Here is an 11,514-nt window from a genome sequence, read left to right on the forward strand (position 1 = left end):
CAGCCCGAAAAGGAACTCATCTCATGAACACACCCGTCTGGCGTCGCCTGTCCAAGACCACCGGTGTCGCCGTCGTCGCCGCCGCCCTCGCCTTCACCGCCGCGTGCAGTTCCGGGGAGAGCACCGAATCCTCCGGTTACACGGGGGCGGTCGGTCCGGTCGACCTGAGCGCCAACTGTCCCGACAAGGTCGTCATCCAGACCGACTGGAACCCGGAGGCCGAACACGGCCACCTCTACCAACTCCTCGGCCCCGACCCCGCGATCAATGCCGGCAACAAGCGCGTCGTCGGTCCGCTCTTCGACCGCGGCGAATACACCGGCGTCGACATCGAGATCCGGGCCGGCGGACCCGCCATCGGCTTCCAGTCGGTGACCTCGCAGATGTACTCCGACCGGGAGATCCTCCTCGGTTACGTCGACACCGATCAGGCCATCCAGAACTCGAAGGACAACCCGACGACGGCGGTCATGGCACCGCTCGACATCAGTCCGCAGATGATCATGTGGGATCCCGCCACCTACCCGCAGGTCCAGGGGATCGCCGACCTCAAGGCGGCGAACGCGCGCGTCCTGTACTTCGAGGGGGCCACCTACATGGACTACCTGACCGGGTCGGGCGTCCTCTCCCCCGCGCAGGTCGACGGCAGCTACGACGGGTCGCCGGCCAACTTCGTCTCCGACGGCGGCAAGACCGCCCAGCAGGGGTTCGCCAGCTCCGAGCCGCAGGTCTACCAGGAAGAGGTCGAGGGCTGGCAGAAGCCGGTGAAGTACCAGCTGATCCACGACGTCGGCTTCCCGTCCTACAAGTCGTCGGTGGCGGTTCGCTCGGACGCACTGGAGGAGAACGCCGCCTGCCTCGAGCAGCTGGTGCCGGTGTTGCAGCGCGGTTCGGTCGATTATCTGGCGTCGCCGCAGGCGGCCGACGCGGTCATCCTCGACGCCGTCGAGCAGTACGACACGGGGTGGGTGTACTCCCAGCGGAACGCCGACTACGCGCGGGAGACGATGGCCGACCTCAACCTGGTGAGCAACGGCACCGACACGACGATCGGCAACTTCGACACCGCGCGCGTCGCCCGGGTGATGGAGGTGACCGGGCCGATCTTCACCGAGCAGGGCACGCCCGCAGCCGACGGCCTGACGCCCGAGGCGATCGCGACCAACCGCTTCATCGACACCTCGGTGGGCCTGCCGTCATGACCGCTCCGGTGGTCGCGGTCGGCACCGACGAGGGACGCCCCGACTTCGGCCCCGAGGATGTCGATGCGCTGGCCGACGACCTGCTCGCGATCGTCGGCCCGCGTGGCATCAGCTCACTTCCCCGCGCGCTCGAACGGGCGGCCCGCGACGGCTCGGGGATGAGTCCGATCCTGTCGGCGCAGGATCTCGGCCGACCCGATCTCGTGTGCTACCCGCGCACGGCCGACGCGGTGCCCCACATCGTCCGCGCGGCGGTCGCCCGCGGCGTACCGATCACCACGCGCGGCAAGGGAACCGGGAACTACGGCCAGGTCATCCCGCGCTTCGGCGGACTCGTCCTCGACATGACGTCGCTGACCGCGATCGGGGACGTCACCGACCGTTCGGTCACCGCCCAGGCGGGCGCGCGGATGATCAACCTGGAACAGACCGCATGGTCGCACGGCAGCCAGCTGTGGATGTACCCGTCGACCGTCCAGTCGACGCTCGGCGGGTTCCTGGCGGGAGGTTCGGCTGGTACCGGCACGATCGTGCACGGCCGCAACCATCAGGGGTTCGTCGACGCACTGGATGTCGTCCATGCGACCGGCGAGGCCGAGGTGGTCCATCTCGAGGGCGACGACGCAACCCCGTTCGTGCACACCTACGGGGTCGCCGGCATCATCGTCGGCGCCACCGTCCGGGTGGAACCGCTGCAGGAATGGCGCTGCGTGTACGCGAGTTTCGGCTCCACACGCGAGGCGTTCGACGCGGCGCTCCGACTGGCGGCGGTCGAACCGAAGCCGCGTCTGCTGTCCGCGGACGGCCCCGTCATCACGGGGGCGCTGCCCGACGACCCCGCGCTCGTCCGCGGTCGCGCCAGCGTGCGCGGGATCATCGACGCCCGGGCATTGGCGGAGACCACCGACCTGGTCGTCGCCGCCGGCGGCCGCGTCGAAGCGGTCCGCGAGGGCATCGCCGAGACGGTCAAGCTGTCGACGCTCTCCTACAACCACCCGACGTGGTGGTTGCAGAAGTCGCAGCCGGACAGGTGGTTCCACATGGAGGTACGCGGGGACGCACTCGTCACCCGGCTCGAGGAGGTGGAGAAGGTGTACGAGGGCGGCATGCTGCATCTCGAGGTCGGCCACGAGATGATGTTCGGGATGCTCAACGGGATCTACCGCAGTCCGCAGCAGGTCATCGACGGCGTCGCCGCACTCGAGGATCTCGGGGTCGGCGTCCACTCCCCGCACCAGTGGTACGTCGATCTCGATGCCGAGCGCGTCCGCGCGCTGGCGCACCAGACCGACCCGAAGGGTCTGCTCAATCCCGGAAGGTGGATGTGAACACGGTGACCACCAGGACGACGCGCCCGGCCGCGCATCGGCGTTATGCCGAGCTGACCACCGAACAGATCGGCACCACCCTGTCGCGGGACTCGATTCTCGTACTACCCACGGGCGCAATCGAACCGCACGGCCCGCACCTGCCGTTGGCCACCGATCTCATCGTCGCGGAGTCGGTCGCCGAGGCCGTCGTGGACCGCGGTGCCGCCGCGGGGCACGATGTCTGGCTCCTGCCGGCGCTGGGTTACACCAAATCCGACGAGCACTCGCGGCTCCCGGGCACGATCTGGCTGCGGGCGAGCACCCTGTTCGAGACGATCGTCGACATCGGGGCGTCGCTCGCACAGACCCCGGCGCGTCGTGTGCTGTTCCTCAACGCGCACGGCGGCAACTCCGCACTGATCGAGGTCGCCGCGCGCGAACTCCGACGACGGTTCGACCTGCAGACCTTCTTTTCCTCCGGCCCGGGTCACCCCGGTCCCACCGAGCGCGGACTCGGTATCCACGCGGGCTGGGCGGAGACCTCGATGATGCTGCACCTCCGGCCGGATCTCGTGCACATGGACAAGGCGGTCGCGACGGTGGCGGACGCGGTCGCCGACGCCGGGCACGTCGGTTTCGCCGGCACCGTCCGATTCGGTTGGCTGTCCACCGATTTCGCCGAGTCGGGGGTGATCGGCGACCCCACTGGAGCCGACGCCTCGATCGGCGCGAAGCTTTTCGACGAGCGCGTCGAGGACCTGGTCGCCGCGCTGCCGGAGATCGCCACCTTCGACCCGGGCCGGGTGGGGCGTTGATCACCAGCGGTACCGGATTCGGAACCGATTGCGCGAGCGCGGATCAGCTCTCGGTCCACCCGATGACGCTGCTGCGGAACTGGCTTCCCCCGTCGGACGAGCCACGGCCGTTGATGGCACTGGCGACGTGCGGCCCCGACGGTTATCCCCGGGTCCGACACGTGCTGATCACCGAGGCCGACGACACCGCGGTCTACTTCCACACCGACAGCCGGTCGGCCAAGGTGGCCGAACTCGCCGACAACCCCCGGGCCTCGATCGCGATCGCCTGGCCCGCCGTCGGCCGGCAGGTCGTCGCGCACGGTGACGTCCGGCGAGCGTCGGACGACGAACTGTCCGAGGCCTACTCGCGCCGTTCCCGGTACCTGCAACTCCTGGCATGGTTGAACGACGACGACCTCGCCGCAATGCCACCCGAGGAGCGGCGTCGGCGATGGTCCGACTACGACTCGGCCCACCCGCGACTGACCGCACCGCCCACCTGGACCGGGTACGCCGTCGACTTGCGGGAGATCACCTTCTGGCGCGGCGACCCGGACGGGCCGTCGCAGCGAGTACGGTTCACCGACAACGGAAATCATTGGAATTCGGAGGTTCTACCGGGATGACCGGCACTTACCACAACGCCCTCGTACTGCCGGTCAGCGGCGATAGGCCCTGGTTCTGGGGATGGCTGTCGGTGGGCGAGGACGGCCGGATCTCCGGGATGGGCGAGGGCTCACCGCCGGCCGACGCACCGCTCCCCCGCCACGATCTCGACGGCGCCTTCCTCGCACCCGGTTTCGTCTCGGCACACAGTCACATCTACACCGGCGGGATGCGCGGGGTGGCGCCCAACAGCCCACTTTATGAATGGGTCACGCTGAACAGCACGATGCTGCTCGGCGCCGAAGCGCAGGACCTGTACTGGATGACGCTGGCCGGCGGGCTCGATCACCTGTCCTCGGGAATCACCTCCGTGTACAACTTCACCCAGTCCCGCGTCCTGGCACTCTTCGACTACGAGGAGTCCGTCCTCAAGGCGGCTCGGGTGCATTCTCCGGAGTTCGTCACCGCCCAGGTGGACGGCCTGGCGGCCACCGGGATCCGATTCGTCACCAGTGTGCGACTCGACGACGAGCAACTCGGCGAGGACGCCGCGTTCGCCGGTTTCGACGAGGTGATGAGCCACCTGGCGACCGTCGACCGCGACCTCGATCTGGGTGGTTCGGTCTACGGCTCGGTGCAGTGGTCGTCGTCGCAAGCGACCGCCGAACGCGAACGGGCACTGATGGACCGGTACGGGATCACCAATCAGGCGCACTTCGTCGAGACTGCCGAGCAGATCGAGATCCAGCAGTCGAAGTTCGACTGGTACGACGCCGCAGGCGTTCTGGGCCCCGGCTTCGCCTTCGGACACTTCGTGCACCCCACCGAGAACATGGTCGCGCGTGTGCGCGACACGGGGTCGGCGGTGGTGTGGCAGCCGATGTCGAACGGTCGGCTCGGTTCCGGCATCGCCGACATCCCCCGTCTGCTCCGGGATTCGGTGACCGTCGGCGTCGGTGTGGACGACCAGTCGTGCACCGACGTGTCGGACCCGTTCGAGAACATGCGCACCGGGCTGTTCCTGCAGCGCGGAAAGCACAGCGACGCCGCGATTCTCACCCCCGTCGACATGCTCGCCCTCCACACGCTCGGGTCGGCGTCGGCGATGGGCGTGGCCGACAAGGTCGGTTCGCTGGAGGTCGGGAAGTTCGCGGACTTCCTCGTCGTCGATCCCCGGTCCCCCCACCTCGGCCCCATCTGGGACCCCGTCGCCACCTACGTGCTCGGTTGCGGACTGCGCAACCTACGCGAGGTCGTGGTGGGTGGCCGCACGATGTGGGACCGCGACGTGGCCGATCCGCGACGCGCACAGGCCGATTCCGAACTCACCGAGCGGATGATCGCGTCAGCGGCGCAGTCGGGGATTCATGCGGTCCGCCCACCCCTCGACGTGTCCCACTGACGCTGCCGTTGACAACGGCGCCATGCAGATGACACCATCCCACAGTCATAGGAATCACCCGATTCCTGTATCGTGCGATGTCAGACGTCGAGACGAGGTACAGCCATGTCGGAACCCGACCGATCAGAGTTGCTGGAGCGGTCCGCCGACGGAGACGTAGGCTATTTCGGCCCCGATTCGTGGTCGTGGAAAGTCTTCCTACACCCTGCGACGCAGGTCATGATCGCCCAGATCACCAACGCACTGGAATCCCCACACATCGTCTTCCAGCACGTTCTCGCCGAGCACGATCCCGTGTTCGGCGCCCCGTCGCGCACAGCCCGAGTCCCCGACGGACCCCAGGTCACCTTCTTCGAGCGGGTACAGCGGACGGTCAGCGTTCCCGCTCCGATCCTCTTCGGATCGAAGAGCCAGGCCGACCTGGCCGCTCGCAAACTGTTCAACTACCACCGACCGATGCGCGGGACGATTGCCGGTACCAGCGAGAAGTATGCCGCCACCGACGAGTCGAGCATGCTCTTCGCCGCGGTCACGATCGTTCACGCAGCAATGCTCGCGTATGAGAACTTCGCTTACCAGGATGGGCGACGCGTTCGGCGTCTCACGAAAGAGGAGGTGTGCGAATACCTTTCCGAGGGAGCCCAGATCGCTGTTCTCATGGGTGTACCCCGCGACGCCTTCCCGACCAGCCCGGACCAGCTCGACGACTACTACGACTCGGTCGCAGACCAGTTCCGGACCAAGCAGGGTTGGTCTGCGGACCGGTTGCGCGCCATCCGACTGCTGACGACACTCGGCAACGGCCGTCGTCCGCGGCACGTCGCGGTCGACCTGGTGCTGGGACTGTCCGAACTGATGTGTCTGGCCGTTCTCCCCGAGGTGTTCCGACGCGGCAACGGCGTGCCGACGATCGCCGATCCGCTTCTCCGTCTGATGTACGTTGCCGTGCAACCCCTTTTCCGACGCCTCGGCAGCAGCGCATCGCTCACCACGAAGGTGCATGATCTGTATCGTCGCGACGACCCGTTGACCTCCCAGCTCCTCGACAACGCTCTGCGACTCACTGCGTCGCACACGGAGCCGCAATCGTTCCCGTTCGCGTCGACGCAGCTCACCCGGCACGCCGACGGTCGCACCTTCGGCGAATACTCTGCGGTACAACAAGTCTTCGACGAGCTACCCGCCGTCGAGGCCGGCGAGTTGCGGGGACGGTGGCGCGGTACCGAGATCCTCACGAAGCACAGGCTGGATGGGTCCCTGGAGCGGATCGGCTGGTACGGCAAGCACTTCGACGGCGAGGGCAATGCCCTGCCGATCCTGATCCAGACCCAGTCCGGGCGAATTCACCCCTTGAACCCGGCATTGATACCCACCCCACTGTTCCTTCGACCACCGAAACTCCCGCAGCGGGTCGACCGGTTGCTGCGTCGGGTTCTGAACGCCACGGTCCCGATCACGCCCGCCGACCGCCCAGCCGCGTCCGTGCGCATGATGGACTACCGCGGAGAGCAAACCGCCGCCATGATCTACGACAAGCAACCGGTCATCGACCTGTTCAAGTCAGCCGGGCCGAACGTGGTGCTGGGCGCCATGCAGTCGCGTGCGGAGGACCGCCCACACTTCTTCCTACTCGAGAAGGACGACGACGCGCGGAGCCCGATCTCCGTGCACTGACCCCGTCGACTCATTCGGGCGCCGCGCCGCGCAGTCCCGCCGATTCAGCCAGGGCACAGACGATCTCGACCGCGGCGTCCGCAAGTTCGTCGCGATCGACAGCCAACCGGCCGTCGGCGAAGTCGAGGTAGAGCGCGACAAGTGCACCCGACAGGCCGGTCGCGATGATCGGTAAGCGCCCCGGAGTCGGAACGAGCTCGTCGTCGACCCCCAACAGGCCCATGGTCGTCTCGACGAACAGCCGCGATCGTTTCGCACTGTGTTCACGCAAGACATCGTCGCTCAGCGGCTCACGGAGCAGGATGCGAGCACGGCGCGGATCCTCCTCGAAGAACTCACCGCACGCGCGGCACACCGCGTGGACCGACGCCCGGAAATCGCCGCCGGTCTCGATCGCGGCCACCCGCTCGAGGACTCGAGATTCGACCCTGTCGTATATCGACACAAGGAAATCGTCTCGGCCGGAGAAGGTCTCGTAGAAGTAGCGTGGACTGAGGCCCGCCTCTCGCACGACCGCCCGCATCGTCACCGCACCGGCACCAGAGGTTCCGAGCAACCTCTCACCGACGTCCAAGAGTTGGTCGCGCCGCTTCAGGGAACGATCCTGGAGCGTCTGACCTCGCCACCGCTTCTGCGACGAATCACCCACCGTCCGACCCCTCTCCACACTTTCGACCATCGTCCTTGACAGTACTCAACGCAAGAGGAATCATATGATTCACGTTGGTTCGAGATTCGACGCGCCGCCTTCACCGGGCCTGCGAGTCCACCTCTCCACCGTTCGACTCGAGGACACCGAACGCCGAGTTGGGCTCTCGCACAACGGCGACGAGCTCGACAACCTCACCACCAGCGCCGCTACACGCCGATCATCGCCGCCACCGCGGCACAATCGAAAGGACCGAAGATGACTTTCAGCGAAGAGATGTTCCAGGAGGCGTTGCGGAAACCCCGCCTCGCACGACCCGCACCCGAGTACCTCGATTCGAACCGTGGCGAACGGGTTCGTGTTTTCTCGGAAGAGGAACTCCAGGCCACGACTCGCGAGTGGTTCACGATGTGGGAAGCAAAACTTGATCTGTACAGCAGGGCCTTCGGTCGCGACTTCTCGTGGCTGATGACGTGGGCCAAGAAATACTGGTGGAGTTTCCTCGTCCGCGACATGAGTCTGAACGACGAACTGTACGCGGCCGACATGACATACACCGATGTGACGACGTTCGGCCGGACGATCGTCGGCATCGACGACTTCGTCACGTACAACTTCGCATTCTTCGATGCGATCCCCGACTGGCGCTATGACCCGATTCCCGACCAGGTGTACGTCGACGTCACACCGGAGGGAACCGTCCGCACCATGATCCGGTACATGGGGAGTGGACATTTCGACGGATCGCTACGCCTTTACCCCTACGACGACACGGCGGCGGTCGTCCACGGCAACGGCCGGTTCCTCCAGTGCCCCGCCGTGGATCGCTATCACTTCAACAAGGACGGCCTTCTCCAAGAGGGAGAGACGCTCTACGACTCGCTCGATGCGCTCCAGCGTTCGAGAATCCTGCCACGCGACGACAGTTGGCAGTTCCGCACCCTGTTCGCGGCATCGAAGGTCCCAGCGGTCCTACGGCAAGCACAGGTGAAGCTGGGCCGCGCGTCCTGAGGCGCACTGTGACGGCGCGACATCGCCACGGTCGGGGGGTCAGGACCCGAGGAGCGTCGACGACCAGCGGTCGGTGTAGTCGGCGATCCGTGAATCGGTGGTGTAGGTCGAGTCGATCAGGTACAGACCGGGTGCCGGGCACACCGCTCCGAGCTCCACCAGGACCGGTTTGAGCAGCAGATCGGGCGCCATCGCGTGCGCGGGGCCCGCCCCGAGCATCAGCGGGACGGCGACGACATCGCGCAGGCCCTCGGCCGTGGCGAACTGGTCGAGGAACAGTTTGAGGATGCCGGTATAGGTCGCCTTGAAAGTCGGGCTCGCCACCACGACGAGATCCGACGAGGCGACTACGTCGACCGCGGCCTGGACCGCGGCGTCACCCCATCCGAGCAGACCCGGCCCGAGTTCGATCACGTCGACGACGTGGTCGGGATCGGTCCCGGTCAGTGCCCGCGCCAACTGCCGGGCGGCGTCGAGCGTGCGCGAACCGGGCTTCGGGTTCCCGGCGACAACAGTGGTGGTCATGGTCCGCCTCTCGAGTATGGGTCCCGGCTATCGTGCCGCAGCAGGAGCGGGCACACCCGCCCGACGCCGCAGTATCGTCACTGCCGCGGTGGTCACGACCAGCGCGACGATCGTCCCGATCGCGACGCCGACGACCGCCGTCGTCGAGGCCTCGGCGGCCACGATGATCCCGACGAGCGCCCAGATCAGCGTGAGCGGGTACGCGACGAGCACCGACCCGACGGCGGCGGTCACGGCGAGGCCGAGCAGGGCGCATGCGAGCAGGATGGTCAGCTGCCATCCCAGGGACCGAGGGTCGGCGAGGTCGGCACCGATCGCCGCAGCCCAGTTCTGGAAGACCGCCGCGGTGGCCCAGGCCGCATAGACACCGACGAGGATGCGGGTCAGGACGATGAGCCACCGGGGCGCCGCGTCGTCGGCCGGTCTCGCGGCGATGCGGGCGGCGTCGAGCAGGACCACCGTCATGACCGTCAGCACGATCGGTGTCACCCACGTCCACTCCGCGGCCGACACCAGAATCCACAGCGCAGCGCCGGCGAACGCGACTTCGAGGTCGATGAGCAGACGCCGCGGGTCGTCGGTCCCGGTGGCACCTTTCCACACCACGGCAATGGCGAAGACGATCGACAGCAGGTAGATGAGACTCCAGATCGAGAACGTGTAGCCCGCCGGGGTGATCAACAGATCTGTGGTCGATTCGTTGGGCGAGGCGCCGAAGCCGGAGAACGGGACCACGGGCGCGACCACCTGCGCGACCGCCAGGAACACGGCAAGCCAGGTGATCGGACCGGAGACGCGTGTGGGTGTCATGTGATCCAAGGTAGGCACCAGTGTCCGGTTTGCGTCGCGAACTCTATTGAGGTTGCGAGCGAGACACCCCCGCCGCCTAGCGCCCGAAGCTTGCGGCGGGACGTCTCCCCGCTCCTGAGGAGCGCCCTGAGCTTGCGGAGGCCCGGGCCCACTGCTCCCATGGAGCGTCGGGTATACGCCATTGCTCGTTACAGCATCCCGTTGAGCAGAAGGAGGTTTCACACTGTGGAGTTGTCAAGGATCGTGTGGCGCCGGGGTCGACGCCGGAGGGTCTGTGGAGTGTTCGCGTGGACTGTCTAGACGAGGGCTTCGTCGAGTCGCATGGTGCGCCGGTTGTAGGCGGGTCGAGGTAGGCGTTTCGGGTCGATGTCGGCGGGCGGAATCAGCCAGGGGTGCCGGTCGGGACCCATCACCACCTGCCAGCCATGGTGATGGACCTGGGTGTGACAGCGCTGGCACAACAGGCACCCGTTGTCCAGATCGGTCGGACCGCCATCGGCCCAGTGGACGAGGTGGTGCACTTGGGTATGTGCTGCGGGGGCACCGCATTTCACGCAACACTGATCGCGCACGACGATCGCCTGCCGCAGATGGTGCGGGAACAGACGTTTCGTAGTGCCCATCCGCAACGGCACCCCTTCGTTGTCAAGGACGATCTCGGCCACCCCACCATCACACGACAGCCGCCGCGCCGTCGACTCTGACACCGCACCCATCCACGGCAGCCGGGCCGGACCAACCCCATCGGCAGGAATGGTCACCAGCAGTTGGGTGCGTGGTGCTCCGGCGGTGGTCATCGCCGCGCCGATCGCAGCTTGATCCAACAACAGTTCCAGTGCATCTGCACGGCGCTCGGCCACGCCTCGACGGTCGGCAGCGCCGTCGGGTTCGGGACGCGGACAGGACCGTTCGTCGATCATCGACACGAACTTCTCCCCGATCACCGCGGTCACATCTGCGGTGATCGCGACCCGACCCTCCTCGGTGATGTGGGTGTGCACGGTGTTCAGCGACGCATCATCGGCCGCCGGCAAGGCGGCGGGGTCGGTGTCGGCGACCCGAATGGCGATCCCGCGGGCGTGGTCGTCGATCTGGGCAGGGGTGGCACCGGAGAACGCCTGCGCGAGCAACTCGCTCTCGAACGTTGACCGGTCGTCGTCGGACAACGCTGACGCCGAACGCTTGTCCACCAGAGTGATCCCACGGATCACCGCGTCGACACACTCAGCAGACAGATAGCCCTCGGCAGCGCAGTCGGCAACCTTCGGCACCAACCCCAACCCGCCGGCGATACGCACATGACGGTGCGCGGCCGCGGGTGGCATGCCCATCTCGATCAACACGTTTCGCGTCGTCGACCCCGCCCGTACCGCGGCACCCGTGGCATCGAAAAGTGCTGTATGCACGGCGATCTGGTGATCGAGCACGTTGCGCAGCATCCGTAGTTCGTCGAGTCGTTCGTGCAGAGCACGGCCACTGCCGTCGTCGGGTGGTGACGGCAGTGAGATGAGGGTGTCGCGGAGTTCGA

11 protein-coding genes are annotated in these 11,514 nt (G+C 66.8%); 7 read left to right on the forward strand and 4 right to left on the reverse strand.

Annotation, left to right across the window (positions count from 1 at the left end; translation table 11 throughout):
- Positions 1–23: 23 nt before the first annotated feature.
- From M4D77_RS16230 to M4D77_RS16255, 6 genes are all read left to right on the forward strand, one after another.
- Positions 24–1,202, forward strand: a complete 1,179-nt coding sequence (locus M4D77_RS16230; protein ID WP_259936691.1) for an ABC transporter substrate-binding protein — start codon at positions 24–26, stop codon at positions 1,200–1,202.
- On the forward strand, positions 1,199–2,530 hold the full coding sequence (locus tag M4D77_RS16235) for an FAD-binding oxidoreductase (protein WP_058249772.1): 1,332 nt from the start codon (positions 1,199–1,201) through the stop codon (positions 2,528–2,530). The genes M4D77_RS16230 and M4D77_RS16235 overlap by 4 nt, the downstream gene beginning before the upstream one ends.
- Positions 2,527–3,327, forward strand: coding sequence for a creatininase family protein (locus M4D77_RS16240; RefSeq protein ID WP_058249771.1), 801 nt, complete (start codon positions 2,527–2,529; stop codon positions 3,325–3,327). Before M4D77_RS16235 ends, M4D77_RS16240 begins: the two co-directional genes overlap by 4 nt.
- Positions 3,324–3,935 carry a pyridoxal 5'-phosphate synthase gene (locus M4D77_RS16245; protein WP_159371489.1) on the forward strand — a complete coding sequence of 204 codons (612 nt, stop codon included), beginning with the start codon at positions 3,324–3,326 and terminating at the stop codon, positions 3,933–3,935. The genes M4D77_RS16240 and M4D77_RS16245 overlap by 4 nt, the downstream gene beginning before the upstream one ends.
- Positions 3,932–5,317: an amidohydrolase family protein gene (locus M4D77_RS16250; RefSeq protein ID WP_247450233.1), complete on the forward strand. Its 1,386-nt coding sequence runs from the start codon at positions 3,932–3,934 to the stop codon at positions 5,315–5,317. The genes M4D77_RS16245 and M4D77_RS16250 overlap by 4 nt, the downstream gene beginning before the upstream one ends.
- A gap of 105 nt (positions 5,318–5,422) precedes the next feature.
- Positions 5,423–6,991: an oxygenase MpaB family protein gene (locus M4D77_RS16255; RefSeq protein ID WP_247450235.1), complete on the forward strand. Its 1,569-nt coding sequence runs from the start codon at positions 5,423–5,425 to the stop codon at positions 6,989–6,991.
- A gap of 10 nt (positions 6,992–7,001) precedes the next feature.
- Here M4D77_RS16255 and M4D77_RS16260 read toward each other — a convergent pair whose 3' ends face one another.
- Positions 7,002–7,547, reverse strand: coding sequence for a TetR/AcrR family transcriptional regulator (locus tag M4D77_RS16260; RefSeq protein WP_247450237.1), 546 nt, complete (start codon positions 7,545–7,547; stop codon positions 7,002–7,004).
- Positions 7,548–7,898: 351 nt separating this feature from the next.
- Between M4D77_RS16260 and M4D77_RS16265 the strand changes: the two genes are divergently transcribed.
- A complete protein-coding gene (locus M4D77_RS16265; protein ID WP_247450239.1) occupies positions 7,899–8,651 on the forward strand; it encodes a nuclear transport factor 2 family protein in 753 nt (250 codons plus the stop codon).
- 39 nt (positions 8,652–8,690) lie between these two features.
- Here the strand turns inward: M4D77_RS16265 and M4D77_RS16270 are convergent, their stop codons facing one another.
- The 3 genes from M4D77_RS16270 to M4D77_RS16280 form a co-directional block, all read right to left on the reverse strand.
- Positions 8,691–9,176: an NAD(P)H-dependent oxidoreductase gene (locus tag M4D77_RS16270; RefSeq protein ID WP_065631441.1), complete on the reverse strand. Its 486-nt coding sequence runs from the start codon at positions 9,174–9,176 to the stop codon at positions 8,691–8,693.
- Between the two features lie 27 nt (positions 9,177–9,203).
- Positions 9,204–9,986, reverse strand: a complete 783-nt coding sequence (locus M4D77_RS16275) for an MFS transporter (RefSeq protein WP_259936693.1) — start codon at positions 9,984–9,986, stop codon at positions 9,204–9,206.
- A 296-nt stretch (positions 9,987–10,282) separates the two neighbouring features.
- The coding region (locus tag M4D77_RS16280; RefSeq protein WP_259936694.1) for an HNH endonuclease signature motif containing protein at positions 10,283–11,514 on the reverse strand (1,232 nt) is incomplete at its 5' end.

The organism is Gordonia sp. p3-SID1431, from assembly GCF_025143765.1.
Lineage (GTDB): Bacteria > Actinomycetota > Actinomycetes > Mycobacteriales > Mycobacteriaceae > Gordonia > Gordonia hongkongensis.

Bases quoted from the DNA above. Each gene is read 5' to 3' on its own strand.
- M4D77_RS16235 (WP_058249772.1), top strand. From the start codon at position 1,199: ATGACCGCTCCGGTGGTCGCGGTCGGCACCGACGAGGGACGCCCCGAC.
- M4D77_RS16265 (WP_247450239.1), top strand. From the start codon at position 7,899: ATGACTTTCAGCGAAGAGATGTTCCAGGAGGCGTTGCGGAAACCCCGC.
- M4D77_RS16270 (WP_065631441.1), bottom strand. From the start codon at position 9,176: ATGACCACCACTGTTGTCGCCGGGAACCCGAAGCCCGGTTCGCGCACG.
- M4D77_RS16230 (WP_259936691.1), top strand. From the start codon at position 24: ATGAACACACCCGTCTGGCGTCGCCTGTCCAAGACCACCGGTGTCGCC.
- M4D77_RS16275 (WP_259936693.1), bottom strand. From the start codon at position 9,986: ATGACACCCACACGCGTCTCCGGTCCGATCACCTGGCTTGCCGTGTTC.
- M4D77_RS16255 (WP_247450235.1), top strand. From the start codon at position 5,423: ATGTCGGAACCCGACCGATCAGAGTTGCTGGAGCGGTCCGCCGACGGA.
- M4D77_RS16250 (WP_247450233.1), top strand. From the start codon at position 3,932: ATGACCGGCACTTACCACAACGCCCTCGTACTGCCGGTCAGCGGCGAT.